This is a genomic window from Euzebyales bacterium (genome assembly GCA_036374135.1).
Taxonomy (GTDB): Bacteria; Actinomycetota; Nitriliruptoria; order Euzebyales; family JAHELV01; genus JAHELV01.
The window spans coordinates 1-24,891 of the sequence record DASUUK010000034.1 but is presented as its reverse complement, the minus strand read 5'-3'; the positions used below and the strand labels follow the sequence as shown (position 1 = coordinate 24,891).

Below are 24,891 nucleotides of genomic sequence, written 5' to 3'. Positions count from 1 at the left end.
GTCCCGGGTCACAGCAGCTGCACCCACAGATCACCGGCCGCGCGCAGCACGCGTCCCAGCAGGCCGGGCGCCAGCAGGACCAGCAGCAGCACGACCGGCATCGCGTAGCGGGTCATCCGTCGCCAGCCGGGCAGCATGCGGCGCGGAAGCACGCGCTCGACCACCGCCGAGCCGTCGAGGGGAGGGACCGGCAGCAGGTTGAACGCGGCGAGCACGGCGTTGATGATGCCGAAGCGGAAGATCAGATCGAGCACCAGCGGATCGCCGTCGGGCAGCAGCGCGCGCAGGACGAGCGCGGCGACGCCGGCCAGCACGATGTTGGTGGCCGGTCCGGCCAGGCTGACGAGCAGGCCGTGGTCACGCGGTCGGCGCAGGCGCGATGTCGTCACCGGGACCGGGCGGGCGTAGCCGAAGGCCGTGCCCGTTGTGAACACCAGCAGCGCGGGCAGGATGACCGTGCCGAAGGGATCGATGTGGGGCACCGGGTTGAGCGTCAGCCGGCCCGCCTGCCTGGCCGTGTCGTCGCCGAAGCGCAGCGCGACGAGCCCGTGCGCGACCTCGTGCAGGATCACCGACGGCACCAGGACCACCAGGAACAGTACGACCGAGAGCACTTGCTCCATCAGTTCGCCGGGACGCGCAGGGTGTCGAAGGTCACCGCCGTCAGCTGCTCGGACAGGTCCCACAGCCTGCCGCCCGCCGACGCGTCGGTCGCCGTCGGCGCGGTGCGCACACGCGTCGGCAGACCGCGCGTCTCGTTGCGACCGTCTGGACCCCAGTAGTCGCCGCCCCGCGCGTTCACCAGTGCGGCGGCCGCGACGGTCGGCAACGCGCCGTGGGCGGCATCCCGCGCCAGCAGCCGGTTGCCCAGCTCGACCAACCTTGCGCCGCGGTCGTTGCCGCGCATCTGAGGTCGCCGCCCCTGCAGCGCGGTGGCCGCCCAGCCCGGATGGGCTGCCAGCGCGGTGAGGTCGACACCGGCGTCGGTGGCGCGGCGCTGCAGCTCGAACGTGAACAGCAGGTTCGCGAGCTTGCTCTGGCCGTACGCGTGCCATGGCCGGTATCGCCGGTGCACCCAGTTGGGGTCGCCGAACGCGAGGCTGCCCATGCGGTGGGCGCCGCTGGCCACGGTCACCACCCGCGGATGGTCGCCCCTGCGCAACGAGTCGAGCAACAGGCCGGTGAGGGCGAAGTGGCCGAGGTGGTTGATCCCGTCCAGGTGGGGGACATGGCTGCGGGTCCACTCGCGCGCGGCGTCCATCGGTGCGTCGTGCCCTTCGTCGTCGGTCAGGGCCACGCTAGCTGGCCCTCAGGCGATCAGCGCGGGCTGCGGGGCCGACGGTCAGCGCAGACGCGGTACCCATGGCATCGTCAGGGCTCCGGGTGGGTGCAGCGTGCGGTCGAGCACGCGCAGCCACGATGCCAACTCGGCGGGGACGGCGGCGGCCAGCAGCAGCGCGACGTCGTGCTGCGCTGGATCCCGTGGACCCTGACCCCGTAGGCGCGCGAGCACCGAGCGGCCGGCGGGTCGCCGGAGCCGCAGCGGTGCATCGGGTTCGAGGCCGAGACCTCCGCGGACGGCATCGAGCACCTCGCGATGGCCACCGAGCACGTCGACGAGCCCGTGCGTGTGTGCCTGCGCGCCCGTCCAGATCCGTCCACGCGCGACACGGCGCACACGCTCGATCGGCAGGCCCCTGTCGTCTGCGACCTTTGCCGTGAAGTCGTCGTAGATGTGGTCGAGCTGGTGCTCGAGACGTTGGCGTTCGCTGTCGGTGTACGCGGACGCCGACGAGTGGAACCGCGCGTGCGCGCCACGGGTGACGGCCTCGGTGTGCACGCCGACGTGCTCCTCCAGGCCGGTGCGCACCGCCTTCCCGCTGATCACTCCGATCGAGCCGGTGACCGTGCCGGGGCGGGCGACGATGCGGTCGGCGGCCATCGCAATGTAGTACCCGCCGCTGCCGGCGATGTCGCCCATCCAGGCGATCACCGGCGTACCGCGATCGCGGGTCCGGCGGACCTCCCGGCGGATCGCGTCGGACGCCACGACCGAGCCCCCGGGACTGTCGATGCGCAGGATGACGGCCGCCACGTCGTCGTCGGCCGCGACGCGGCGCAGCTCGGCGCAGAGACGATCACTCGTGACACCGCCGGCCAGCAGCTCACCACCGCGGACGGTGATCGAGCCGGTGGCGTCGAGGACGACGACCTGTGGCGCCCCACGCCGGTGCCACCACCGTCGGGGTCGGATCATGCGGGCGTACCTGTCGACGGGCAGCAGCGACACGTTCGTGGCGACCCGTCTCCGCACGTCGTCGATCGACTCGTCCAGGTAGGCCAGACGATCGACCAACCCGCGTTGCGTCGCTTCCTCCGCCAGCAGGGGGGACGCGTCGATGGCCGCACGGACATCCGTGACGTCGAGGTCACGCGCGGCGGCCACCGCCGCGATGATCTGGGACGCCCAGTCCGCCACCAGGCCGTCGAGCGCTTCGCGGTGCGCGGCCGTGAAGCCGCGTTCGGTCAGCACGTCCGCCGCGTTCTTGTACTCGTGCCGGTGCGCGAACTGCGGCTCGATGCCGGCGCGGTCCAACGCGTCGCGCACGAACGTCACCTCCGCGGCGACCCCCAGGAGCGCGAGCTCACCGGTCGGCTGCAGGTGGACCTCGCTGAACGTGCTCGCCAACAGGTAGGGCAGCGTTCCGTTGCCGCGCTCGCCGAAGGAGTCGGCGTGCGCGACGCACGGCCGGCCGGTGTCGGCGAACGCACGGATCGCGGCGGCCAGCTCCTGCACCGTCGCCAGACCACCGATGCCGTCGCCCACCCGCGCGAGCAGCGCGGCGACACGTGGGTCGGTGGCCGCGGACCCGAGCGCGTCGATCACGTCAGCCAGGGTCGGTCGTCCACGTGCCCGCAGCGCGGCCGGGCCCGGGGACTCGGGTCGCAGCGGTCGGGTGAGGTCCAACGTCAGCACCAACGGACCGCCACGCTTCGCAACGGCGGTGCGCACGGTGTCGGTGAGCGCCGCGCCGCGGGAGCGCAGACCCGCCCTCACCGCTGGTCCACCGGACGTTGCGACCGCCGTCGCACGCCGCACGGCGCGGATGATCTCGGCTGGCGGCATCGTCCCACGATAGCGGCGGGTGCCGGCCGGAGGCGTCCGACTGCAACATCCGCGGCCACGGCGGATCTTCTGGATGCGCCCAGCCGCCCCACGGGCGTGCCGGATCGGCGGTTCAGGCCAGTGGGTCCGGCGAAAGGACAACGCCGTCGGGATCGCCGTAGACGTGGTGGCCGGGGATCCACAGGACACCGGCGAACGAGACCGGCACCTCCCTGGCACCGCGCCCACGCTTGTCGCTGCGACGGGGGTGTGGTGCCAGCGCGAGCACCGCGACGTCCAGTTCGGCGAGCTCATCGATGTCACGGACGCACCCGTTGATGATCACCCCGGGCAACCCGCGTTCGACGGCGATACCGCCCAGCCGGTCGCCCATCAGCGCGCACGCGGTCGACCCGCCGCCGTCGACGACGATCACCGTGCCCTCGGGCACGTCGCCCAGCGCCTGCTCGTACAGCACGTTGTCCTCATGGCATGTGACGGTGGCGATGGGACCGGCGAACCGCATCCGGCCACCGAAGTTGCGGAAGATCGGTGCGCAGTGGGCGAGCAGGTCACTGTGGGCGTCGCTGAGGTCGGTGACGGGATCCATCCGCCTCACGATAGCCGAGCGGCTCAGGCGGCAGCCAGATCACGTGCAGCACCGCGCAGCGCGGGCAGCAGATGTGCGCGGCGGCGGACCACGTTGCGCGCGCGGTGGCTCAGGCCGATCGCGGCGGGGTAACTGCTGTCCGGCCGCGTGACCAGCGCCGCCACGCACGCGACCCCGTTCCGGTACTGCTCGCACTCGGTGAAGATGCCGCTGCGCACCGCGGACAGTTCGTCGAGCAGGTCGTCGCCGTTACGCACGGTTGCCGCGGTGAACGGGCGCAGCCCCGTCTCGCGCAGGTACCGTCGTCGCCCCGGTGCGGTGAGGGTCGACAGCAGCGCCTTGCCCAGCGCGGTGGCGTGCGCCGCCTCGTCGAAGCCGACGACCAGGTCCTCCAGCGGCGGGGACCCCGGCCCCTCGACGACGTCGGTTATCGTCACACGACCTTCGACGAAGCTTGCGAGGTAGGCGCTGTGGCCCGTGACGTCCACGAGGTCACGCAGCACGGTGCCCGCGCTGGGCGGCGTGGCGACCGCCACCGGCAAATCGGCGAAGCGCTCGGCCAGCGCCGGTCCGAGCACATAGTCGCCGGACGGCAGCCGGTCCAGGTAACCCTCGTACCGCAGCGTCCGCAACAGGTGGTACGTGGTGCCCAGGCGGAGGCCACACCGGGACGCGAGCCGCTTGGCGTTCACGCCCGTGGGATGATCGCCGACCGCCTCGAGCAGCCGCAGCGCCCGCGATACGCTGCGGATGAGATCGGACGGCGGTGTCGACTGGAACATCGGGGCCCTCACCCGGGTGGTGCGCCATCAGCGTACGCAACGGTCGCCAACGCGCAACGGTGCGTTCGGGCCGATGGCCGCCAGGTCCGTCAGACGCGGGTGGTGCGCCGGTCGCGGTCGCGCTCGGCCAGTTCGAAGTCGTCGGCCGTCGACGGCAGCAGCAGCAGCACGACCACCGCCGCGTCGAGCATGCCGACCAGGACGCCGTACCAGGCGTTGGGAGCGCGAGGCACCGCCTGCAGACCGGTGAGCCCCGCGGCCAACGACACGAAGCTGAGCATGCCGAACGTCACCAGCGCCGCGTGCCGGGCGCCCTGCCGCCGCCGGGCCACCCCGAGGCACTGCAGGGCCGTCAGCATCGACAGCGCGAGGATGACGACGCTCACGATCAGCGTCGCGCTGCCCTCCTCGCGGCCCGACAGCCCGAGCAGGACGGCATCGCGACTGGCGTTCGTCGGGTCGACGCCGATGATTGCGATCCCCGCGTACACGATGAACGCGACCGTGACCACGCCGATGGTCAGGGTCGCGGCCACGGTGGACGCGGAGGGTGGGCGGGACGAACGGGTGCGCATGACCGGATCGTAGCGATGGTCGCGGCCCAGGGGAACGCGTTCACCATCTGAAAACCGGGCACTTGCGTCCTGCTCGGGCTGCGTCCACGGTCGAACGACAGCCCCGTGCCACGCGACGAGGTGCCATGGACCAGGCAACCACGATCATGGACGCGCTGCGGGACGTGTACGACCCGTGCTGCGAGGACCGGGAGCTGTCGGTCGTGGACATGGGTCTCATCGAAAACATCCATGTCGACGACGACCGTGCCGCGATCGACCTCGTGCTCACCTCGGGCTGGTGCCCGTTCATGGTGCCGCTGGTCGACACGATCCGCGACCGCATCGCCGCCCTGCCCTCGGTGGCCGACGTCGACGTCCGCCTCGTGTGGCACACGGCGTGGACCAGCGACCGGTTGACCCCGCTCGCCCGGGAGCGCCTGCAGTTCCTCCCGCCCCCGAACGCCACCGCGGGTGGCGGCCCGGTGCCATGACCGCCGGGTCGTCACCCACCCCGCCAACCGACCACGAGGTGACACCGTGACTGACGCTCCGGCAGGTTCGACGCTGCAGACCTCCGACGGGGACAAGCCGTTCGTGTTCGACTGCGTCGCACACGTGTTCAACATGGACAAGAAGAACGCGCTGGGGTCGGCGGGGGAGTCGTTCATCGACCACCTGTACGCGTTCCACGCCACGCTCACGCCGGAGGGGCTGCCGGTGATGCAGCCCGACGAGTACATGCGGCAGTGGTCTCCGGAGGAGATCCACCGGATCGTGTTCGACGAGTCGGACACCGACATGCTGGTCGCACAGCCACTGCCACTGACCGATCTGTTCGTCGACGGCCTGTCACCCTGGGAGGAGTGTGCGCGCATGGCGCAGACCTACCCCGACGACACGGTCTTCTGGGGGTCGGTCAACCCGATGGAGGGCCGCCGTGCGCTGGACCTGATGGAGATCCAGGTGCACGAGCACGGCGCGAAGGGTTTCAAGCTGTACAACACGCGCTACGACTACGGCTCACCGATGCCGTGGCGGATGGACGATCCGCAGATCGCGTTTCCCATCTTCGAGAAGGCGCTGGAGCTCGGCATCGACCTGATCGGTGTCCACAAGGGCGTCCCGCTCGGTCCGCAGCCCGTCGAACACACCCAGACGTGGGACATGGACCAGGCGGCGGCCAACTTCCGCGACATCAACTTCGTCATCTTCCACGTCGGGCTGCCCTTCATCGACGAGACCTGCTGGCAGCTCATCCGCCATCCGAACCTGTACGCGGCGCTGGCGGCGACGGTCAACTTCGTGGTCAGGGCACCGCGACAGTTCGCCGAGTGGTTGGGCAAGCTGCTGTTCTGGTGCGGCGAGGACAAGATCATCTACGGCAGCGAGGTGCCGATCTGGCATCCGCAGTGGGCGCTCGAGGCGTTCTGGAACTTCGAGCTCCCCCAGGACCTGGTGGACGGGTTCGGCTACCCCCAGCTGACCGAGCAGGCCAAGCGCAAGATCCTGGGTGAGAACCTGCTGCGGCTGCATGGGATGACGCTCGACGACGTGCGTGGCGGCGCCGGCGACGGCTGACGGCACCGACCGGCGCTGTCCCGACGGCCGCCGTCGAGGCGCTCGGATTGGGAGCCGGTCCGGGCGGTGGCACTGCCGGCGGCGGTCACGTGCGGGGAGACGCAGCGCTAGCGTGAAAGGGGTGAGCACCACCTCTGATCGTGGCGCGGTCGTGCTGCTGGGCACGCTGATCGCGCTGACCGTCATCGGATCCAGCGCGGTCGCCGTGGCGATACCCGTCGTGCGCGCCGACCTGGGGCTGTCCGTCAGCGACGCGGCATGGATCTTCTCGGTGTTCTCGCTGTGCTTCGCGGTGGCGACCGCGACCTTCGGTCGGATCGCCGATCTCGTCGGGCTGCGTACGCCGCTCGTCGTCGGCGTGTGCCTGATGGCTGCCGGGTCCGTGCTCGTCGGCGTCGCGCCATCGTTGCCGGTCCTGCTGGCCGGTCGCGTGGTGCAGGGGGTGGGCGCGGGGGCGGTTCCGGTCCTGGTCAACGGCATCGTCGCGGCACGCTGGCAGGGCGCCACCCGTACGGCGATGTTCGGCTCGCTGCTCGCCGTCGTCGCCACCGTGAGCGGTTCGGGACCGGTGATCGGCGGTGGGATCGAAGCGGCGCTGGGCTGGCGATGGGTGTTCGCGCTGCCCGCGGTCAGCGTGGCGCTGATCGCGCCGATCGCGCGGCTCGCACCATCCGATCGCGGATCGGGCCACTTCGACGTCGCCGGGGCGGTCGCTACCTCCGCCATGATCGCAGGACTGCTGGCCGTGCTCCAGGCGCCGACGGCGGGCGCCGTCGTCGGCGCCGTGGGTGTGGCACTGCTGGCGGTGGGAGTGCCCGCGGTCATCCTGATCGCCAGCAGGCGGCCCGACGGGTTCCTGCCACGAGAGGTCATCGCGAACGGCCGCATCATGCGCGCGGCCGTCGCCACGCTCGCGCTGCTCGCGACCTACTTCGCCATGCTCCTCGCCGTGCCGGAACTGCTGGCGGCCGAGCGCGGGTGGTCGCCGTTGCAGATCGGTCTGGCGCTGTTGCCAGCTGCGGCGGCCGGTGCGGTCGCTTCGCAGATCACCGGACGGGTGGCACCGACCGTCGGCCGTGGCCGCACCGCGTCATCTGTCGCGCTCGTGGCCCTTGCGGGCGTCGCGGTCGCGTCCGCGTCGCCCACCAGTGTCGTCGCGTTGGTCGTCGGCATGAGCGGCGCGTCGATCGGGTTCGCGGCATCGCAGGCCGCACTGGTCGACGAGGTCGTCGATGTGGCCCCGGCACGCGTCCAGGGCGCGGCGCTCGGCGTGTTCAACATGGTCACCTTCGTCGGCGGATCGATGGGCCCCGCAGTCATCGGCGGACTGAGTGGCGTCGTCGGCCTGCCGGTCGCCGTCGCCGCGACGACCCTCGGCCCGTTGGGCGCGCTGGCCCTGCTGGGCCTGCCACGTCTTCGTCAGGTCTCGGAGGCGCTGAGCGACTGACGATGGTCGCGCGCGCCATGACGGTCCGCATCCGGCAACCGGAAGCTGGCGGCTGGCTCGTGTCGAGCGATGGTGGACGCGCAGGGGGCCGGGTATGGTCCGGAAGCGGCTGTCAGGAAGGAGTGCCGTCCGGTGGCGGATCCGGCGCACGAGAACTTTCACCTGAGATCGGCACTCATCGGTGGGGTCATGACGGCGATCATCGCCTTCGGTGGACTCGCGACGGTCGGCCGGATATCGCCGTTCCGGGCTATCGCGCTGCTGGAGGCGATCGTGCCGACGATCCGGTTCCTCAGCTCGGCGACGCTGACCGGCGGCATCACGATGCTGGCGTTGATGCTGACCCTGCTTGCGTTCACGGCGACGCACACCGAGGACTTCACCGACATCCACTACGACCGCATCCGACAGATCTCCACGGTGGACGCGCTCCTGATCATCCTGTCGATGATCCTGCTGATGGTGCTGTCGGTGCCCCTCGAGGAGGCCGAGACGCTTCGACGCGTCTACACGTGGATCTACTTCGGTATCGTCCTGCTGACGTCCCTGCTCGGAGGTCTGCTGATCGCGGTCGTCGTGATGGTCAACTCGACGATCCGTGAACTGCTGCGGGCGTTGCACCCGCACCACGAGAGCGCGTTGATCCACAGTCGCGACCGGGGGATCGCCGACACCGAGGTTGGCGACTGACCGGTGGCCGGCCGGACGTTCAGGTGCGGCGCGACAGTTCGTCCCGAAGGGCGTACAACGCGGGCAGCTGGCTGAGGTCCTTCGGCCGTCCCGCGGCCTCCTTCGAGGCGATGATGTCGTCGAGCCCGGCCACGTACACCGCCGTGCCGGCCACCTCGATGAGGTCGGCGTGGCCGATGAGTCGGTCGTAGCCGCCGATCGCGCGGAGCTCGCGGAGGACGTCGATGTAGCCGATGGGCGACGCGAACTGCTCGACGCGCGCCGTCATCTCGTCCGCGCGCGGAGGTGCGATGTCCTCGTCGGGCTCGGTGTAGCGCACGGCACCGAGGTGCTGAAGTGCGGCGGTGAGGCGCTCGAGGTTGTCCTGTGTGAGCTCCGGTGCCACGTCGATGTCATACGTCATCGACGGAGATCCGCGCAGCGTCGCCGCGATGCCACCGACCAGCACGTAGCGCACGCCGTGTTCGTCGAGGGTCCGCAGGATGCGGTCAGGCTCGAAGAACTTCGCCGGTGCGAGACCGGCGGTGTCGCTCACGGACGAGACGCGCCCATGGCCGCGCGTCGTTCGAGTCCGACCCTCATCAACGGCCAGTAGGCGGAGACGTTGCGCAGCCGCTCGGTCGGCGTGAGGGTCAGCATGTGCCGCACCAGTGCCCGGTCATGCGGATCACTGAAGTCAGCACGAGCGCGCAGCGGATCGGCGAGAGACAGAGGGCTCATCGCGCGGCATTCTCGCACGGCGGTCCTGCGATCACCCCGCAGGCACTACCACTCCGGTACAGCAGGCATTGGACCGATGGCCGAACGGACGGCGGAAACCTGTACCACCGCACACGACGTACGTCAGTGCCTACGACAATGCGTAGTGTCGATCCTGCTCAGCGTCACAAATGGGGGCAGAATCGACCCGCGTCGGCGTTGCCGAGGTGCGCGGCGAGGTGCCCAGAACGGCAACAGGTGATCCCCGTACCCGCCGGGGTCCCACGCTGCTCGACTGGCTGGCGGTCGGCACCGGCTACGCCGACACGATGACGACCGTTGATCGGCCTGCCGAGCGGGCTGGATGCGCGCATCCGTGTCGGCACCAATGAGATCGTGTTCGCGGTCGCGGGACTGCTCGCGTCGATCGGTCCGTGCGGGCGACGTGTCCCTCGCGTCGTCAGAGGCGGACGTGCTCGGCGATGTCGGCGTGCCTGAACACCGTCGTCTCCTGCATCGTCAGCTGTAAGCCACCGCCCGCTGCGGTCGCACGGCGGTACATGGCGAGCGCGAGCGCCACGTCGACGTAGGAGAGCCCGACCGCGTTGAAGTAGACGCGCTCGTCGGCCGATCGCCTGCCCGGCTTCTCGCCGGACACGACCTCACCGAGATTGGCGTGGATGTCGCTGTCCTCGAGCCGACCCGCCGCGTACATGCGGCTCAGTGTCTGCGTGCGGTGCTTGACCGTCTCCCAGTCGTCACACACGATCGTCTCGCACTGTTCGGCGACGGCGAACTCGTCCTCCCACCCTCCCACGTGGCTGTAGAACGCCCCAGGCTTCATCCAGGCGGCCTCCAACAGGGGCGCCTGTGCGCTGGTCGCCGTCACCAGGATGTCCGCGTCACGCATCGCCCGCTCACGGTCACCTCGCGTCGGCACGAACGTCATGTCCGGCAGCACTTTGGACAGTTCGGCTACGAACACGTCCTCCTCCTCGCCCGTCAGCGCCGCGACGCGGCATTCAGCGAGCGAAGGACGGATCGTCTTCATGGCCAGCAGGTGCATCTTGGCCTGTTCGCCGGCACCGATGAACCCGATGCTGACCGCATCGGGTGACGCGAAGTGCTCCGCCGCCAACGCGCCCATTGCGCCGACGCGCGCGTTGGATGCGAGCGTGCCATCGAGGACGGCGATCGGGAACCCGCGCTCGATCTCGGACAGGATGAAGACTGCCGTCAGGTTCTGCAGTCCGTACAGCGGGACGTTCGGCGGGAACACCGACACCCACTTCACGCCGCAGACCTTCTCGTGCGTCAGCGTCGCCGGCAGGCAGTTGATGCGCTCCTGCGTCCGCTGGTCGAAGATCTGCACGATCTTGTCGGGGAACAGCACGTCGCCCCTGGCGTGGGCCGTCAGTGCTCCGGCCGCCGCATCGATCGCCATCCTGAAGTCCAGGCAGCCGGCTTCGAGCAGATCCTCCTGCGAGAGGTAGGTGAAGCGGATCGCGTGTGCGTCGTGCTCGGTCATTCGACTCGTCCCTCCTGCTGGCGCAGTTCGTTCACCGTCGCATCGATCATGTCCCAGCGGGCACCTCATGACCAGCGTCAGCCGTCGAGCATCTCATGTCACGTCCGACACACGGGGCTGCTGTCGGACGTGACAGGACGACGTTCGTGTCCCCTTCTGCGACGGACGGACCTCAACGGACCTTGCAGGCCTCCCCCCGCGGGTCGTCGAAGATCATGGTCACAGCACGCCGAAGTCGAGCAGCGCCTTCACCCCGAACACCGTGCCGAAGACCAGGCTGAGCGCGATGGCGATCGTGTCGTCGTGGGCGCGCAGCCAGGCCGTGATGGCTTCCAGACCGCTCGACGACCGGTCGGGGAACGCATAGGCGGCGACAGCGATCGCGAGCGAGGGCGACACGACGACCGCGACGAAGACGACGTAGGTGACGATCGCCGCGAGTCCCCTGACGGGCGACGCACCGATGGCACCGATGGCGCCGAGCGTGAACACCCACTGTTTGGCACTGACGAGGATCAGCAACGCCCCGTACACGAACGCCCGCGTGGGCGTCACCGACCGGATCATCGACATCCACTTCGGCGGAGCCGCCTGCGCCTCCTCCTCCTCCTCCTCCTCCTCCTCCTCCTCGCCGCCGCCCAGCGCCTTCTCCGCCGCGGTACCGAACATCAGGATCGAGAGCACGAGCAGGACCGTCGCGACGATCGTGGATCGCCCCGTTCGCCCGACCGTCGCCTGGGCGGGAACAACCCACCCGAACAGGGCGCCCTGCATCAGCCGCGTCGAGACCATCCCCGCCAGCCAGGCCACCGCGGTGATGGGGCCGTGGGGACTGCGCACCAGCAGCAACGTGACCGCCACGACGGCTGGCACGATCCCGGCGCCCAACGCGAACGGGATCAGATCAGCCACGAGTGACGTCATCTCGCCCTCTCGCGTCGAGATGCCCAGGATCAGGGCCGGGCTGCGTGCACCGCGGCCGTCATCCTAGGTGCCCGGTCCGGTGCGATCGCGATGGCGGGCGCTCGTGCCGCCCTGGTTACCGGCCAACGACCGACTGCCGCGACGTGCGCCGAGACTTCGCGCGCGCTGTCGAAGCGGGGCCACGTCTGCGTCCCCATGGTGAGACGACGGTGCGCACCCACCGCGCGCCGACAACCCCAGCGAAGAAAAGACGCACCATGGCGAAGTACCACCTGACCTACACCGGCGGGCGGACACCCGAGACGCAGGAGGAGCAGGCGGCGGTCATGCAGGCCTGGGAGTCCTGGTTCGCCGATCTCGGCGACGCGGTCGTCGACGGCGGCAGCCCGCTCGGTCCCGTACAGACGATCGACCCGGGCGGGGCGCTACGCGACGGCGGCGCCGTCAGCGGCTACAGCATCATCGCAGCCGACGACCTGTCGGACGCGGTCACCAACGCCAAGGGCTGCCCGATCCTCACCGACGGCGGCACCGTCGAGGTGGGTGAGTGCGTCGAGATGTGACGTCAGCGCGGGCGGGTCCTCGCCGGACAGGCCGTCGACCGACTCGCGGATGAGTCCGCGTGGCCGATGTGCCTGGCGTACTCCTCGATGATGTCGATCATCACGGCCGCGCAGGCTGGATGGTTGATCCCACCGGTGAACCAGGCCCTGGCCGAGGTCGGCATCGGCGAGGACCGCCGCGACCGCCGCGACCGCCACGCGCGAGCCGACGACCGCCTGCCACCACCAGGTCGATGGGTGCGCAGGCGTGTCGTGCGCCGCCGAGTGCCACTCCCAGTCCGTGTCGTCGAAGTCGGCGGTCGCCCGCGACGGGTGGTCACATGCCGGACGGCTGCGCCAGCGCCGGCGCCGTGTGCAGGCGCGTGACGTTGCAGACCGACGCGCGCAGAGGCGAGCTCCCGCTGATCGGGTCGCTGGGTCCCTGACGCAGGACCAGGTTGAGGTTGGCGCTGTCCGGTCCGTACGGCGCGTAGCCTGGAAGGTCGATCTCCGCGCACGCCTGCCACCAGCCGTGCTGGCCGCACACGACGTGCGGGTCGAGGCTGGTGTTGAACCTCGCGCGGGCACGCACGCTGCCATACGGCGTCTCCAGCCGCACCCAGTCCCCGGCGGCGATGCCGCGAGCGTCCGCCGTCCCGGGATGGATCTCGAGCTGCGGTTCGGGCGCGGCGCGGCGCAGGCTCGCCACGTTGCGATGCTGCGTCTCACAGAAGTGCAGTGACTTCGCGCATGTCAGCACCAGCGGGAAGCGCTCCGCGAGATCGGGGCGCGATCGCGGGCTGGTCCGCGGCTCCTCGAACTCCGGCAGCGGGGGGTGTCCGTGGTCGAGCAGCACCTCCGAGTACAGCTCGACCTTGCGCGACGCTGTCCGGAAACCGCGCGGCGTGCCGTCGCCGTTCGTCTCGGCGTACTTGCGGTGGCGGGTCTCCAGCGGCAGACGCACGCCGGCGGGCTCGGCGCGAAGTTGATCGAGCGTGATGCCGCTCGGGGCGAGCTGGTGGCTCCATGCCGCGTCGACATCGCCGTCCCAGAAGTGGTCGCCCAGCCCCAGGCGGACCGCGAGCGCGAAGATGATCTGCAGGTCCGAGCGCGCCTCGCCGCGTGGTGGCACCAACGGCGCGCGCAACTGCACCAGTGAGTGCGCCTCCTGGCTCACCTCGAACCCGATCTTGAGGCCTTCGGCCTCGAACGCGCTGGTCACCGGCAGCACGATGTCGGCCAGTTCGGCGGTCGGGTTCATGAACAGGTCGGCGTGGACGAAGAAGTCCAGCGCCGTGAGCGCGTCGCGGCCTCGGGCACTGTCGCCGTGCGCCATCACCATGTTGGCGCCGAAGTTGACGAAGCCGCGCACGCGGTAGGGGTCACCGTCGAGCGCGGCGGTGAACACGTCCTCGCCGGTGACGAACTCGAATCGTGCGGGACCGAGCGGGCGTCGGACCACGCCCACGGCCTTGGCCCGCTGCTCGGCGGACAGCAGTTCGGCGCCCTCGATGGGATTGGTCGGCACAGCGGTGAACGCGACGTTGCCGCCACGCACGTCGAAGCTGCCGGTCAACGCGTACAGCTGGTTGATGGCGCGCGCCATCTGGGTCGTGTTGCTGTGCTGCTCCAGTCCGCTCCACGTGTAGAACGCCACCGGCCGGGCCTCCCACAGCGTCCGCGCCGTCGCTTCGATGGCGGACGCGGGCACGCCGGTCACGGCCTCCGCCGCCGCGGGATCCATCGCGCGGCACTGCGAGGCGACCAGCTCGAACGCCGGCGCACAGGTCACCGCACCGGACGTCGTCGCGATCTCGCGAGCGCCGAACAACGCCAGGTGCGACTCGTCGACCACGAGGCGCCCGGCCGCGGGGTCGTAGGGGACCGGGACCCCGCCGACGTCGTCCCACGCGACGAAGCTGTCCGGATCCCCGGACGGCGACAGCGCGTCAGCGCGCAGCAGCCGACCGGTGTCGGACCGCACGAGCAGGGGCGCGTTGGTCCAGCGACGGACGAACCCTTCATCGAACCATCCACGATCGATCATCACGTGTGCCAGCGCCAGCGCCAGCGCTGTGTCGGTCCCCGGGCGCACCCGCAGCCAGTGGTCGGCGCGTCCCGCCAGTCCCGCCCTCCGTGGGTCGACGACGACGAGCCGGGCGCCGCGGCGGACCGCGGCGACCGTGCTGGTCGCGTGCACCAGGCGCGAGACCGACGGGTTGTAGCCCCAGAACAGGATGCAGCCGGCGTGGTCGAGGTCCGGCATGTACACGCCCGGCACGGGGGCTCCGTAGGTGTAGAGCGACGCGAGGTACCGGCCCCATCCGCACAGCTCCATGTAGACGCACTGGTTGGGGCTGCCGAAGGCGCGGCGCAGCCGCATCACCCAGTCGACCGCGTCGCTCATGGCTGACGTCGACGGCGACGTCGCGCCGAACACCACGCACTCAGGTCCGTGGTCGTCGGCCAGCGCCTCGAGCCGCGCCGCGACCACGTCGAGCGCGTCGTCCCACGAGATGCGCTCCCATCCCGGGTCCGCGGAACCCTTCGGCGTCGTGCGTCGCATCGGGTGCAGCAGCCGCTCGTCGTGGGCAACGATGTCCGGCGCCGCTCTGCCCTTGACGCACAGCGCCCTGCCGGTCGGATGGGACGGGTCGGGCTCCAGCGCGACGAACCGTCCGTCACTGACCGTCGCTTTCGCGCCGCAGCGCGACACGCACAACGGACAGAAGGTCGGGACCTGCGTCGTCGCCTGGGCAGTGGCCATGGCTGCTCCATCCCGGAGGCGTGAGCGGTCCCACACACGCCGGTCCGGCGGGACCGAACGCCTCGCGCGCCCCTGATGCTACGGGCGGCACCGACCTCGCGGTAGGGGCGGTTCCGTCCGCGGTCGTCGCCTCAGCTCTCGTATGTGATGCGGAACACCGGGTAGTGGTCCGGCGTCCGTTCGTGAGCACCTGCGTCCGACGCGTTGACGATCGACCGGACCATGCCGACGCCGTCCCGTCGGCGTCCGATGGCGGCCGAGGTACCGGCGTTCGCGCGGTCGTGTCAGGGCGGTGACCGCGCATCAGCGCGCCCGGCTGACGTAGCCTGCCGACGCAACCGCAAGCGCGAGGAGGACGCCATGTTGACGGTGCGCTGGCACCCCGTGGATGGGCTGGTCCGGGAGACGATCGGATCGGGTGACGTTGACCGGCTGCTCGCTGGGGACGCTCCGGCGGACAGCGTGCTCTGGTTGGACGCCTCGCAGCCCGACGAGGACGAGTTGGACGCTGTCGCGGCGATCGGCGGCATCACCCGGCAGGCACTGTCGAGGCTGCTGCGATCGCCGCGCCCGGGCGTCCACGGCCGCGAACCGGCGACAACGGTCGTCCTCTCGTCGACCGGTACGCGCGACGGGATGCTGCACGCCGAGGTGCTTGTGTTGATCGCGACGTCGACCGTGGTCGTGACGTGCGCTCGTTACGGCGGCGCCGGCGCGTTGACGGACGAGGTCGCCGAGCGGCTGGCAGCGTCGGACACCCCGACGGCGGGCGATGTGCTGGAGGCGGTCAGCGCTGTGGTCGTCGATGGCCTCTGGGACGACAGCGATCAGCTCGATGACCGTTTGGCGACGGCCGAACGCGCGTCGGTCGACGACACCGACGACGTCCATGGCGCGCTGCAGGCGCTGCGCCACGACATCCTCGTGCTGCACCGCGTCGTCGGACCCCTGCGGCGCGTGCTCGCCGAGATGATCGACGCGGGTGCCGCGGTGCTGGGCGCCGAGGACGTCGCCGCGTTGCGACGCAGCCACGACGCCATCGTCGAGCTGCGCACCCAGATCGACACACAGCTGCTGCTGCTGAACGGGCTGTCCCACACGCAGGTGCTGGCGGCATCGAACCGGGCCAACGAGGTCATGCAGGCCACGTCGTCGTGGGGGGCGATCCTCGTGGTCGCGACGCTGATCACCGGCGTCTACGGCATGAACTTCCAGGCGATGCCGGAGCTGCGGTGGGAGCTGGGGTATCCGTTCGCGCTGCTGCTGATCGTCGCCAGCACGCTGGTGCTGTACCGGCTGTTCAGATCACGCGGCTGGCTGTGATCCGCGCACCCTCACCACGACGCAGGGGGATGCAAGGTCCTCCGCCGCGCGGCCGGAGGCCGAGAGGCCTGTCCACCACGCGGCGGCCGCCATACTGTGGACGGTGAAACGGCGATCTCAGTGGTCCGGCTGGACGTCGCCGGACCACGAGGAGGTGCACCATGGAGCTCGAACAGCGCGATCCCTCGACGCGTGAGTCGACGTATCCGTTCCCCCGCCACTTCGGACTGGCCGAGATGCTGGACCGCTGGGAGCCGCTGCGGTGGTTCGCCGAGCAGCGCGACGCGATGGCGATCCCGGTGGAGGAGTTCGTCGAGGACGATCACCTGGTCGTCCGCGCCGAACTGCCGGGTGTGGACCCGGACGAGGACATCTCGGTCTCGGTCGACGCCGGGTTGCTGCACATCCGTGCCGAGCGACGCGAGCGGGACGAGGACGACAAACCCGACCGGTACCGCTCGGAGTGGCGCTACGGCGCGTTCTCACGCACCATCCGCCTCCCCGCCGACGCCGGCGCCGCTGACGTCGACGCGTCGTACGAGGACGGCATCCTGACGGTCCGCCTGCCCATCGACCGTGACCGAGGCGAGCGCACGCGGGTGCCCGTGCGTCGCGTCTGACTAGGACGCGACGGCGTGCCGGCGGGCTCGGCGGACCCGAACCCGCCGGCGTCGCCCGCCGACGGGGGCGCGGCTACGGCAGGCGGACGTAGCCGTGCCTGGCCTTCCACAGGAAGTACTTCTCGAACGCCAGCTTCATGGCGTGCGACTGCGGCCCCGGGATCATGACGCCGGCCCGGCGCGGCGGCAGCATCTTGTCGGCCAGGATCATCACGCCGTTGTTGCCGGCGTCCATCACGCAGACCGCCGGGATGTCGCCGAACTCCTTGTGCGCGACGGGGTCCTGACCGCGCACATGGGCGGCGATGTTCTCCGCGGCGGCGTGCGCCTGGATCTCGGTGGGGAACCCGGTCTTGGGCACCCCGGTCGGGACGGCCGTCTGCCACGGGACGGCCACCGCGGCCGCCACGCCGACCGCGTAGATGTCGTCGTAGGCCTTCGACTCATAGGTGTCGTGGACCGGCACGTAGCCCTTGTCATCAGCGAGACCCGGCGTGTCGGCGATCACCTGCTGACCCAGGAACGGTGGGATCACCATCGCGTATCGGAAGGGCATCGAGGAGCCATCGTCGAGGCGGAGCTCGCCGGGCTGGACCTCGTCGATGGCCGTGCTGAGCGCGGCCGTGATGTGCTCCTTGCGCAGGAACAGCTTCAACAGCTTCTCGCCACCAGGCAGCCCGCCGATGCCGAAGTGGCCCAGGAACGGCTCGGCCGTCACATAGGTCAGCGGTGCACGGTCCTTCAGCTTCGCCCTGCGCAGCTGGTAGCTCATGTTGAACAGGAACTCGTAGGCAGCTCCGAAGCATCCGGCGCCCTGCGTGGCCGCGATCACCACGGGGCCGGGGTCTTCGACGAACCGACGCCAGCCTTCGCCGGCGGCCTCGGCGTCCTCCAGTGTGGTGATCGTGAACGCGTTGCCATCCGGTCCGAGCCCGGGCACGACCGAGAAGTCGTTGCGGTAGCCGGTGGCGATCACCAGGTAGTCGTAGGTGAATGGCCCCGCCGTCGTCTCGACGGCCTTCGCGGGTGGATCGATGGCCGTCGCCGCACCGTGGACGAAGTGCACGTCGTGGCTCTCCAGGGTCGGAGACACCGGGAACGTGATGTCCTCCGCGGTCCGCTCACCGAACGGCAGCCAGATCAGAGACGGGTTGAACAGGAAGTGGTCCGACGCGCTCACGACCGTGACGTCGACGTCCTCACCGAGCTCGTGCTTGACGCTCAACGCGGCCGTGAGACCGCCGAAGTTCGATCCGAGGACGAGGACGTCTGTCATCGTGACACCTCCAGCGAGGTCCGCCGCATGCCGGCGCGTGCAGCCTACAGTCTGCTGACCGGCCGCAGCGACGTCGGGGCCCAACCACCTGTCGAGGCCGGGACCTTCGGCGGCCCGCGCCGGACAACGGCCCACGCCGCGCCAATGACACGGTCCATCGTCGCATGCGTGCGGGACCAAGTGCCGTGCGGGTGACAGGTAGAACGCCGCAGACTCGACCTCCAGGGTTGCTACGCCGGAGGTGTGTGATGGGTCGCATCGTGGTGGGTGTGGACGGCAGCGATGGCGCGGACCGTGCGCTCGAGTGGGCGGTCGGCGAAGCGGAACTGCACGACGCGGAGATCGAGCTCGTTCTCGGGTTCGTCATGCAGGTGCACCGCGCGGCGATGACGACGTCCAGCAGGGACATCGCCGAGGCGACCATGGAGGCGGTCATCGAGCACAACGCCAAGGCGCTCGGGCGGGTCGCGTGGACGACAGCCGTCGTTCCCCTGCTCGGCCGACCGTACGCGGATGCGGTGCTCGAGGAGAGTGACGACGCCGACCTCGTCGTCGTCGGATCCCGCGGGCTCGGAGGGTTCACCGAGCTGCTGCTGGGATCCACCAGCCACCGGGTCGCCGCACACGCAACGTGCCCGGTCGCGGTGATCCGCGATGCCGGCGGCGGCGCGGACGTCGCGTCCGTCGTGGTGGGCATCGACGGCTCGCGGGCCGCGCGGCGCGCCCTGCGGTGGGCACTGGCGGAGGCGGCACTGCGTGGTGTCGGCGTCACGCTGGTCCACGGCTTCGCCCTGCCCGACACCGCCCTGCTCAGCGGTGTCGCGACGCGGGAGCACATCGAGTCCGCGCGCGCCGAGGCCCGCACGTCAGCGGACCGCGTCGTGGAGTCCGCGCTTGCGGCGGTCGGGGTTCCCGACGGCGTCACGGTGACGCCGCAGATCGTGCCCGGCACGCCGTCCGGGGCGATCCTCGCGCACGCGACCTCCGCGGACCTCACGGTGCTTGGCACGCGCGGGTTCGGTCGCGTGCGTCGGGCAGTCCTGGGATCGACGAGTCACCAGGTCCTCCACCACGCCCCAGGCACTGTCGTCGTCGTTCCGTAGTGCGCGTCCACCGGACAGCGCAGGAGTGAACGGAGGACAGCGCAGGAGTGAACGGGGTCTTCATGGCACAGGTCGTAGCGGGAATCGACGGATCACAGCACTCGTTCGAGGCGCTTCGGCTCGCGGCTCAGGTGGCCCGCTGCCGCTCGGCTGCACTGCACGTCATGTACATGTACGAGCCGCTGCGCACCGGACAGGCGTCCGCTGCGGCACTGGTGGTCGCCGCTGGCACGTCGATGACGTTCCCGACCGATGAGGCCGTGATGCGTGAGGCGACCGCTCGTGACGAAGAGGAACGCCGCGCCCATCACGACCACGCCGAGGGTCTGCTGCGCCAGTTCATCAACCAGGCCGAGGTCGACCTGAGTGGGCTCGAGGTGCAGCGCACCGCGTTCAGTGCACCACGCCATGTGCCCCGTGCTCGTGGTGAGGGGATAGCGAGGAGATCCGCATGAGAGGACTGGACGGGCAAGGTCGCGCTCGTCACGGGCGGAGCCAGCGGGATCGGCCGCGCGAGTGCGCAGCCGTCGTCGCGTACCTCGCCAGCGACGATGCGGCCTTCATGACCGGTTCGGAGGTGTACGTCGACGGCGGCTACATGGCCCGCTGACGCCAGTCGCCCGCAACTTCCCATCGGCAACGACCTTCCGGGCACACGTCGGCGCCTGAGGCCGACTGTCACGATGACGATCCGGACTGCGGGCTGGCTGCCGCGCTGCCGGGCAGCCAGTACTGGGCGACCGGGAGGCGGGTGAAGTCGGCCGACTCGTACAGTGCGCGGGCATGCCCGTCGTCACCGCCGGTCTCGACCATGATGACCGGCGCGCCCTGCTCGCGGAGATCCGCCACGGCCCGGTCCAGAAGCGCTCCGCCTACGCCCCGGTTGCGCGCACGTGGATCGACGCCGATGACCAGGATCTCGTCGATCGTCCTCTCGACATCGGTCCAGGCGCGCCGGGCCAACGCGACCAGTGGCTCGACGTCAACGTCATCCTGCGGGCGTAGCCTCGGCATGCACGGTCCTTCGGTCACGCGTCGATCTCAGCCATCCGCAGCCGCACCATGTCGGCGATGATGTCCGCCGGCACTGGATTGTCGGTGGTGAATCCGACCGCTCCCTTCGTGACGCGGAAGCCGTCCAGTCGACCGGCGACGGCCTCGACGACGTCGGAGCTGAACGGCAGCAGGCTCAGGTGGGATTTCGTGACGGACACGCCGAGCAGCGGCCGGCCGCGCCACCGGAAGGCCGGCACGCCGTAGCTCCTGCCCTGCTCGGCATCCGGGACGACCGCCAGGACCTGCGCGATCACGTTGGACACCGCGGCACGGCGATCCGGGTCGAGGTCGTCGAGCAGTTCATCGAACATGTCGAGCTTCCTGGTCCGTGCGGACGATGCCCGGCCGCGCGCGGGGGGTGGGACCACAGGTACTCGATACCCACGTCGGACGCGGCCAGTCTGGGGTCGCACCCGATGTCCGACCACGCTCAGCCGACTGGCGATGATGTGAAACTGGTCGACACGGGGCTGTCCCGGCGCCGTGCCGCGCTGGTCACTTCGCCGTCGGCGGATCCTTCGGCCCTGCGAGCCAGCGTCCGACGTGGTCAACTGGGGCGACGTGAGGCTTGCGATGGGAGATGACGTGGTGGACACGGGCGAGGCGTGGTCGCGGGTTGCCGACCGCCTGTCGGCGCTGGCGCTGAAGTTGAAGCTGCACGCGGACGAGGAACTGTCGCGGGCGGACCTGTCGTCGAAGGTCGGCTTTGACAAGGCCCGGGCGGCGGTCAACGAGGCACTGGACGGCATCCAGGCCGCCTCTGACGACGAGGCGGTCCGCGCTGACGCCCGCGACGCCAAGCAGGCGTTCCTCGACGCGGTCGACGCCACCGTCCGCGAGGTGGAGCGCCGTCTGCGCTCCGACGGGACGTCGTCGTCCGGCTGACGGCGCGTGCCGTTCACGCCCGCCCGATCCTCCACACGGTCCGCTTCGACGACCCTCGCGTCCACCGCAGCGATCGTCGCGGTGCGGGAACGGATCACCGGTGGGTCCGGTGGGGACATCGGCGAGCACGTCGGGCTGGTGTCCCGGCACGGCCGATCGGCACCTCCGGTTCCAGCGCGCCGCCACCTGGGAAGGTGCCCCGCGGGCGCGCGTTCACCGGCCCGGACGGCATCAACCTGGACTGGGTCTGGCAGGCGCGCGTCGGGGTGCGACAGCGCGGCGCGGACGACCTCGGGGGAGTGGAGGCGTTCCCCATCGCGCGCACGCCGGCCCGTCGCGCGCCTGCACGTGGCTGCAACGCATCGCACGGTGGTCGGCGGCCAGCGATCGCACCTTCTGGGCGACCGTGTGTCGCGCGGAGGCCCACGAGCGGAACGGGCGTCGCGACCGGGTGCGCCTGCGACGTCGCCAGTTCGAGGATCCGGTACGACGGGCCGTACCTGTTCATCGGTGTTGGCGACTACCCGCCCGTGACGCCCGTTCCGAGGGATGGCCGATGCGGGCCGTCATGACCGTCGGGCGCGGCGGCCGTGTGTCTGTGGAGGCGTCCGGCCATGACGCGACCGTACGGCTGCGTTCACGGCGCCCGTTCAGTGTCGGAGCCGGTGGGGTGCTGATGCTCGGCCGTACGCGAGCCTGCCGTCGGAGGTCCACGTGCACAGCCGGGGCGCTGTGCACGTGAAGATCGAGGCGGTCACCCGTCACAACGACCGGAGCACCTCGCGCTCACCGACGTTGTCGGCCACCGCTCGGGCCGCGTCCCGCTACCACCGGGGTAGGACCTGGACATTGGCCGCGCGGTCAGATCGCGGTCAACCCCTCGCTCGGCAGCGCCAGCACCTGGCCCGGGACGATGTGGTTCGCGTCGGCGACGATGTCGCGATTGAGGTCGAAGATCTCAGGCCAGCGACTGCCGTCGCCGAGAGCCGCCGCTGCGATCTGGAAGAGCGTCTCGCCGGACTGCACGAGGTGCACGTTGAGCGCACTCCAGGTGTTCGGTCCGACGATCCCGTCCACGGCGAGGCCGACAACGTGCTGGAACTGCACGACCGCAGCCTCGGTCGCGGGTCCGAACACGCCGTCGATCACTACGTGGTGGCCGCGCTGACGAAGGACGTTCTGCAGGCCCTTCACAACGCCGCCCTTCGATCCTCGCCGGATCGTCTGCGGAAGATCGGTCATTTGCGGAACGTGAGTCATTGGTCGTCTCCTCGTTGTCGGAGCGCCGAACCGCAGCCTGGGTGTCCGTTCGTCATGACCACGGATCGGCGTGTGCCCGGGGTGGGGTCCCGCGGACGTCGGTAGGTGGATGTCGCACGCGGCCCTGCTGATACATCACAATGCAGACGTGGTCGTCGGCGACGTCAGCGGCCGGGGCGCTGTGGTCAACGTCTGAAGTGCGGACCTCAGCTGCCGTGATGTGGTCGGCGCTGCGAGTGTGCCGCGCGGTCGCGGTCAATGTCGGTTCACGGACAGTCGGGCCGGAATGAGCCGTTGGTCGCCAGAGACAGGTTTCGACGCCCCACACCCGCGCGAAGTGATCCGCCCGTCCGAAGCCGTCCGGATCAGGCGTTGTCAGGATGCGGATCGACGGGTGCGAACGCCTGGATCTCGGGCAGCCGGTTGGGCGGCACGTCGACACTTCGCACCACGACCGGTGCTGGCGAGCGGCCCCGGCCCGGCCGCGGCCCGCCCTTGGTTGATCTGCTCGTCGATCCCGTCCAGCGGTGACGGCGGGTGCACGGTGTCGAGCTGTGTTCGACCAGCGGCCGGCTACGCGAGCAGGCACGCAACGGCGGCTGGCCGCTGCCTCGACGAGGCGTGTTCGCGATCGGCGAGGCGCACGTCACGATCACCGACGCAAGAGAACGCCAGCGGGACGCCGTCATCGATCGTCCGCATCGCCGGTGATGTCCTCGAGCACGGCCAACCTGCTCGAGTCCGGCCCGAATCCGGGTCAGGACGCGGCGGCCGGTGCGTCGAGGAACGTCGTGACCGCGTCCAGCACCAGGTTGGTGCGGGCCAGGCCGAAGAAGTGCGTGGTGCCAGGGAACACGGCCAGCTGTGAGGCGGGGACACCGACGAAGTCGCCGTTGACGTCGCCACCGCGCAGTTGCAGGAAGCGGACCGCATGCTCGAGGGTGACGGCGTCGCAGTCACCGACCGTGATCAGGGTCGGCGCGGCGATCCCTTCGATCTCCGCGTCGGCCCAGCCCGTGAACCCCTGGTCGAAGGTGCCCAGTTTGTCGAGCAGGTCCTGCAGCTTGTCGGGGTTCGGCGACTTGGCCAGATAGTCCTGCTCCATCGGGGTGCCGGCGATCATGTCGACCGTCATCTGGCCGACCGCCTCTGCGTTCTCGGGTCGATCACCGTCCGGGTGGAACGAAACGGACGACACGATCAGCTTGCGGATCAACTGTGGGTGCGTGATGGCGAGGTGGAGAGCGACAGCACCGCCGACGCTGAACCCGAAGACGTCGACGCGACCGATCCCCACGTGCTCGAGCATGTCAACGACGTCGGACGTCAGATCGGCGGCCGTCAGGGGGCGATCGATGTCGTTGGTCCGGCCGTGGGCCTGGAAGTCCGTGGCGATGACCTGCCGCGTCTGCGCCAGGCCGGGCAGTACCTGACCAAACTGCAGGTCGATGTTGAACAGTCCGCCGTGCAGCAGGAGCAGCGGCGTCCCGCCCGACCCGTGGATCTCGTAGTACATCCGCAGGCCGTTCACCGGTGCGTACCCGGTGTCGGGGCGGCCAGTGGTCGATGGCTCGGTCATGATGTCCTCCTCGTTGCGGGCGGCACCACCGGGCGCTGGCGGGCAACTCGGGGCGCGCGATGGCGGACTGCAGGGCTCCGGGCGATGGTCGCCGTCAGGTGCTCGGAGGCCTGCCGGGGACCGTCACGCTGATGTCGTCTGATGGGATGGAATGCCACGCCGCGTCCGCGGTCACTGTCGGGTCGGCCATGGTGGACAGCCTCGCACCTCGGAGTCCGAACGTGAAGTTGCACTCCGCGGCGCCTGGGTCCGACCGAGTGGTCGGCACTGCGGTCACTGTGGTCCGATCGACGCGGAGGGTGCCTGCAGCTCCACTCGTCATGCTGCGTCCAATACCACCCGGCGTCCGGCCCGTGAGCGAGTCGGGTCGTCAGCCAACATCCGGCGGTGGCGGCTGTCAATCCGCCGGCTGTCGCCACGGGCCACCCGCCGGCGGGGGAGTGGCGCACCGATCGTGACCGCATCTCGTGTCGTTCCCACTGACATCGCCTCTCGGTCCCTCCGCTCGGCTCGGTCCGAGCGTTGGTCGTCGTGCCGGGATGTCGAGCATCAGCAAGGT

At 70.3% G+C, this 24,891-nt stretch carries 27 protein-coding genes; 11 read left to right on the top strand and 16 right to left on the bottom strand.

All coding sequences use genetic code 11. The features are described 5' to 3' along the window. Nucleotides 1–8 precede the first annotated feature (8 nt). The 6 genes from VFZ70_05125 to VFZ70_05100 form a co-directional block, all read right to left on the bottom strand. The gene (locus tag VFZ70_05125) at nucleotides 9–623 is read right to left on the bottom strand and encodes a site-2 protease family protein (GenBank protein HEX6255174.1); all 615 of its coding nucleotides are present in this window, start codon (nucleotides 621–623) and stop codon (nucleotides 9–11) included. Further along, a complete protein-coding gene (locus VFZ70_05120; protein ID HEX6255173.1) occupies nucleotides 623–1,297 on the bottom strand; it encodes a hypothetical protein in 675 nt (224 codons plus the stop codon). Before VFZ70_05120 ends, VFZ70_05125 begins: the two co-directional genes overlap by 1 nt. A gap of 45 nt (nucleotides 1,298–1,342) precedes the next feature. Further along, on the bottom strand, nucleotides 1,343–3,127 hold the full coding sequence (gene sppA / locus VFZ70_05115) for a signal peptide peptidase SppA (protein ID HEX6255172.1): 1,785 nt from the start codon (nucleotides 3,125–3,127) through the stop codon (nucleotides 1,343–1,345). A gap of 112 nt (nucleotides 3,128–3,239) precedes the next feature. Then, on the bottom strand, nucleotides 3,240–3,716 hold the full coding sequence (gene rraA / locus VFZ70_05110; GenBank protein ID HEX6255171.1) for a ribonuclease E activity regulator RraA: 477 nt from the start codon (nucleotides 3,714–3,716) through the stop codon (nucleotides 3,240–3,242). 23 nt (nucleotides 3,717–3,739) lie between these two features. Continuing rightward, nucleotides 3,740–4,498, bottom strand: coding sequence for an IclR family transcriptional regulator C-terminal domain-containing protein (locus VFZ70_05105; protein HEX6255170.1), 759 nt, complete (start codon nucleotides 4,496–4,498; stop codon nucleotides 3,740–3,742). A gap of 89 nt (nucleotides 4,499–4,587) precedes the next feature. Further along, nucleotides 4,588–5,073, bottom strand: a complete 486-nt coding sequence (locus VFZ70_05100) for a hypothetical protein (protein ID HEX6255169.1) — start codon at nucleotides 5,071–5,073, stop codon at nucleotides 4,588–4,590. Between the two features lie 125 nt (nucleotides 5,074–5,198). Here VFZ70_05100 and VFZ70_05095 point away from each other — a divergent pair, with 125 nt between their 5' ends. The 4 genes from VFZ70_05095 to VFZ70_05080 all read left to right on the top strand — a co-directional run bounded on the left by VFZ70_05095 (nucleotide 5,199) and on the right by VFZ70_05080 (nucleotide 8,770). After that, the gene (locus tag VFZ70_05095; protein ID HEX6255168.1) at nucleotides 5,199–5,546 is read left to right on the top strand and encodes a metal-sulfur cluster assembly factor; all 348 of its coding nucleotides are present in this window, start codon (nucleotides 5,199–5,201) and stop codon (nucleotides 5,544–5,546) included. A 46-nt stretch (nucleotides 5,547–5,592) separates the two neighbouring features. Beyond that, nucleotides 5,593–6,633 carry an amidohydrolase family protein gene (locus VFZ70_05090; protein HEX6255167.1) on the top strand — a complete coding sequence of 347 codons (1,041 nt, stop codon included), beginning with the start codon at nucleotides 5,593–5,595 and terminating at the stop codon, nucleotides 6,631–6,633. A 121-nt stretch (nucleotides 6,634–6,754) separates the two neighbouring features. Beyond that, nucleotides 6,755–8,080, top strand: a complete 1,326-nt coding sequence (locus VFZ70_05085) for an MFS transporter (protein ID HEX6255166.1) — start codon at nucleotides 6,755–6,757, stop codon at nucleotides 8,078–8,080. Between the two features lie 189 nt (nucleotides 8,081–8,269). Next, nucleotides 8,270–8,770: a hypothetical protein gene (locus tag VFZ70_05080; protein ID HEX6255165.1), complete on the top strand. Its 501-nt coding sequence runs from the start codon at nucleotides 8,270–8,272 to the stop codon at nucleotides 8,768–8,770. Nucleotides 8,771–8,789: 19 nt separating this feature from the next. Here VFZ70_05080 and VFZ70_05075 read toward each other — a convergent pair whose 3' ends face one another. The 4 genes from VFZ70_05075 to VFZ70_05060 form a co-directional block, all read right to left on the bottom strand. Next, nucleotides 8,790–9,305, bottom strand: a complete 516-nt coding sequence (locus tag VFZ70_05075; protein ID HEX6255164.1) for a hypothetical protein — start codon at nucleotides 9,303–9,305, stop codon at nucleotides 8,790–8,792. Next, entirely contained in the window at nucleotides 9,302–9,490 is a 189-nt protein-coding gene (locus VFZ70_05070; GenBank protein ID HEX6255163.1) for a hypothetical protein, read from the bottom strand. The genes VFZ70_05075 and VFZ70_05070 overlap by 4 nt, the downstream gene beginning before the upstream one ends. A gap of 439 nt (nucleotides 9,491–9,929) precedes the next feature. Beyond that, on the bottom strand, nucleotides 9,930–10,997 hold the full coding sequence (locus VFZ70_05065) for an ornithine cyclodeaminase family protein (protein HEX6255162.1): 1,068 nt from the start codon (nucleotides 10,995–10,997) through the stop codon (nucleotides 9,930–9,932). A 219-nt stretch (nucleotides 10,998–11,216) separates the two neighbouring features. Then, the gene (locus VFZ70_05060) at nucleotides 11,217–11,909 is read right to left on the bottom strand and encodes a GAP family protein (protein ID HEX6255161.1); all 693 of its coding nucleotides are present in this window, start codon (nucleotides 11,907–11,909) and stop codon (nucleotides 11,217–11,219) included. Between the two features lie 269 nt (nucleotides 11,910–12,178). Here VFZ70_05060 and VFZ70_05055 point away from each other — a divergent pair, with 269 nt between their 5' ends. Next, nucleotides 12,179–12,484 carry a hypothetical protein gene (locus VFZ70_05055; GenBank protein ID HEX6255160.1) on the top strand — a complete coding sequence of 102 codons (306 nt, stop codon included), beginning with the start codon at nucleotides 12,179–12,181 and terminating at the stop codon, nucleotides 12,482–12,484. A gap of 316 nt (nucleotides 12,485–12,800) precedes the next feature. On the opposite strand, the gene VFZ70_05050 is transcribed toward VFZ70_05055, so the two are convergent. Continuing rightward, nucleotides 12,801–15,230 (bottom strand): molybdopterin-dependent oxidoreductase, encoded by a 2,430-nt coding sequence (locus VFZ70_05050; protein ID HEX6255159.1) that lies wholly within the window; start codon nucleotides 15,228–15,230, stop codon nucleotides 12,801–12,803. Nucleotides 15,231–15,590: 360 nt separating this feature from the next. On the opposite strand from VFZ70_05050, the gene VFZ70_05045 reads away from it, so the two are divergent. Then, a complete protein-coding gene (locus tag VFZ70_05045; protein HEX6255158.1) occupies nucleotides 15,591–16,553 on the top strand; it encodes a CorA family divalent cation transporter in 963 nt (320 codons plus the stop codon). Between the two features lie 161 nt (nucleotides 16,554–16,714). After that, entirely contained in the window at nucleotides 16,715–17,173 is a 459-nt protein-coding gene (locus VFZ70_05040) for an Hsp20/alpha crystallin family protein (GenBank protein HEX6255157.1), read from the top strand. Between the two features lie 73 nt (nucleotides 17,174–17,246). Here VFZ70_05040 and VFZ70_05035 read toward each other — a convergent pair whose 3' ends face one another. Beyond that, nucleotides 17,247–18,449, bottom strand: a complete 1,203-nt coding sequence (locus tag VFZ70_05035) for an FAD-dependent oxidoreductase (GenBank protein ID HEX6255156.1) — start codon at nucleotides 18,447–18,449, stop codon at nucleotides 17,247–17,249. Between the two features lie 248 nt (nucleotides 18,450–18,697). Here VFZ70_05035 and VFZ70_05030 point away from each other — a divergent pair, with 248 nt between their 5' ends. The 3 genes from VFZ70_05030 to VFZ70_05020 all read left to right on the top strand — a co-directional run bounded on the left by VFZ70_05030 (nucleotide 18,698) and on the right by VFZ70_05020 (nucleotide 20,162). Further along, nucleotides 18,698–19,552 carry a universal stress protein gene (locus VFZ70_05030; GenBank protein HEX6255155.1) on the top strand — a complete coding sequence of 285 codons (855 nt, stop codon included), beginning with the start codon at nucleotides 18,698–18,700 and terminating at the stop codon, nucleotides 19,550–19,552. A gap of 62 nt (nucleotides 19,553–19,614) precedes the next feature. Further along, nucleotides 19,615–20,007, top strand: coding sequence for a universal stress protein (locus VFZ70_05025; protein HEX6255154.1), 393 nt, complete (start codon nucleotides 19,615–19,617; stop codon nucleotides 20,005–20,007). Next, complete coding sequence (locus VFZ70_05020) at nucleotides 20,004–20,162, top strand: SDR family oxidoreductase (protein ID HEX6255153.1); 159 nt, start codon at nucleotides 20,004–20,006, stop codon at nucleotides 20,160–20,162. The genes VFZ70_05025 and VFZ70_05020 overlap by 4 nt, the downstream gene beginning before the upstream one ends. Before the next feature lie 68 nt (nucleotides 20,163–20,230). Here the strand turns inward: VFZ70_05020 and VFZ70_05015 are convergent, their stop codons facing one another. Together VFZ70_05015 and VFZ70_05010 are read right to left on the bottom strand one after the other, a co-directional pair. Continuing rightward, nucleotides 20,231–20,566: a GNAT family N-acetyltransferase gene (locus VFZ70_05015; GenBank protein HEX6255152.1), complete on the bottom strand. Its 336-nt coding sequence runs from the start codon at nucleotides 20,564–20,566 to the stop codon at nucleotides 20,231–20,233. 14 nt (nucleotides 20,567–20,580) lie between these two features. Beyond that, nucleotides 20,581–20,919: a DUF1801 domain-containing protein gene (locus VFZ70_05010; protein ID HEX6255151.1), complete on the bottom strand. Its 339-nt coding sequence runs from the start codon at nucleotides 20,917–20,919 to the stop codon at nucleotides 20,581–20,583. A 262-nt stretch (nucleotides 20,920–21,181) separates the two neighbouring features. Here VFZ70_05010 and VFZ70_05005 point away from each other — a divergent pair, with 262 nt between their 5' ends. Then, nucleotides 21,182–21,493, top strand: a complete 312-nt coding sequence (locus VFZ70_05005; protein HEX6255150.1) for a hypothetical protein — start codon at nucleotides 21,182–21,184, stop codon at nucleotides 21,491–21,493. 861 nt (nucleotides 21,494–22,354) lie between these two features. Here VFZ70_05005 and VFZ70_05000 read toward each other — a convergent pair. Further along, entirely contained in the window at nucleotides 22,355–22,735 is a 381-nt protein-coding gene (locus VFZ70_05000; protein ID HEX6255149.1) for a peptidoglycan-binding protein, read from the bottom strand. A gap of 775 nt (nucleotides 22,736–23,510) precedes the next feature. Further along, nucleotides 23,511–24,332 (bottom strand): alpha/beta hydrolase, encoded by an 822-nt coding sequence (locus VFZ70_04995; protein HEX6255148.1) that lies wholly within the window; start codon nucleotides 24,330–24,332, stop codon nucleotides 23,511–23,513. Nucleotides 24,333–24,891: the final 559 nt, after the last annotated feature.

Excerpts from the sequence above, each read along its gene's own strand:
- VFZ70_05125 (HEX6255174.1), bottom strand. The coding sequence starts at position 623 with ATGGAGCAAGTGCTCTCGGTCGTACTGTTCCTGGTGGTCCTGGTGCCG.
- sppA (HEX6255172.1), bottom strand. The coding sequence starts at position 3,127 with ATGCCGCCAGCCGAGATCATCCGCGCCGTGCGGCGTGCGACGGCGGTC.
- rraA (HEX6255171.1), bottom strand. The coding sequence starts at position 3,716 with ATGGATCCCGTCACCGACCTCAGCGACGCCCACAGTGACCTGCTCGCC.
- VFZ70_05105 (HEX6255170.1), bottom strand. The coding sequence starts at position 4,498 with ATGTTCCAGTCGACACCGCCGTCCGATCTCATCCGCAGCGTATCGCGG.
- VFZ70_05100 (HEX6255169.1), bottom strand. The coding sequence starts at position 5,073 with ATGCGCACCCGTTCGTCCCGCCCACCCTCCGCGTCCACCGTGGCCGCG.
- VFZ70_05095 (HEX6255168.1), top strand. The coding sequence starts at position 5,199 with ATGGACCAGGCAACCACGATCATGGACGCGCTGCGGGACGTGTACGAC.
- VFZ70_05080 (HEX6255165.1), top strand. The coding sequence starts at position 8,270 with ATGACGGCGATCATCGCCTTCGGTGGACTCGCGACGGTCGGCCGGATA.
- VFZ70_05070 (HEX6255163.1), bottom strand. The coding sequence starts at position 9,490 with ATGAGCCCTCTGTCTCTCGCCGATCCGCTGCGCGCTCGTGCTGACTTC.
- VFZ70_05065 (HEX6255162.1), bottom strand. The coding sequence starts at position 10,997 with ATGACCGAGCACGACGCACACGCGATCCGCTTCACCTACCTCTCGCAG.
- VFZ70_05055 (HEX6255160.1), top strand. The coding sequence starts at position 12,179 with ATGGCGAAGTACCACCTGACCTACACCGGCGGGCGGACACCCGAGACG.
- VFZ70_05050 (HEX6255159.1), bottom strand. The coding sequence starts at position 15,230 with ATGGCCACTGCCCAGGCGACGACGCAGGTCCCGACCTTCTGTCCGTTG.
- VFZ70_05045 (HEX6255158.1), top strand. The coding sequence starts at position 15,591 with ATGTTGACGGTGCGCTGGCACCCCGTGGATGGGCTGGTCCGGGAGACG.
- VFZ70_05040 (HEX6255157.1), top strand. The coding sequence starts at position 16,715 with ATGGAGCTCGAACAGCGCGATCCCTCGACGCGTGAGTCGACGTATCCG.
- VFZ70_05035 (HEX6255156.1), bottom strand. The coding sequence starts at position 18,449 with ATGACAGACGTCCTCGTCCTCGGATCGAACTTCGGCGGTCTCACGGCC.
- VFZ70_05030 (HEX6255155.1), top strand. The coding sequence starts at position 18,698 with ATGGGTCGCATCGTGGTGGGTGTGGACGGCAGCGATGGCGCGGACCGT.
- VFZ70_05025 (HEX6255154.1), top strand. The coding sequence starts at position 19,615 with ATGGCACAGGTCGTAGCGGGAATCGACGGATCACAGCACTCGTTCGAG.
- VFZ70_05020 (HEX6255153.1), top strand. The coding sequence starts at position 20,004 with ATGAGAGGACTGGACGGGCAAGGTCGCGCTCGTCACGGGCGGAGCCAG.
- VFZ70_05015 (HEX6255152.1), bottom strand. The coding sequence starts at position 20,566 with ATGCCGAGGCTACGCCCGCAGGATGACGTTGACGTCGAGCCACTGGTC.
- VFZ70_05010 (HEX6255151.1), bottom strand. The coding sequence starts at position 20,919 with ATGTTCGATGAACTGCTCGACGACCTCGACCCGGATCGCCGTGCCGCG.
- VFZ70_05005 (HEX6255150.1), top strand. The coding sequence starts at position 21,182 with ATGGGAGATGACGTGGTGGACACGGGCGAGGCGTGGTCGCGGGTTGCC.
- VFZ70_05000 (HEX6255149.1), bottom strand. The coding sequence starts at position 22,735 with ATGACCGATCTTCCGCAGACGATCCGGCGAGGATCGAAGGGCGGCGTT.
- VFZ70_04995 (HEX6255148.1), bottom strand. The coding sequence starts at position 24,332 with ATGACCGAGCCATCGACCACTGGCCGCCCCGACACCGGGTACGCACCG.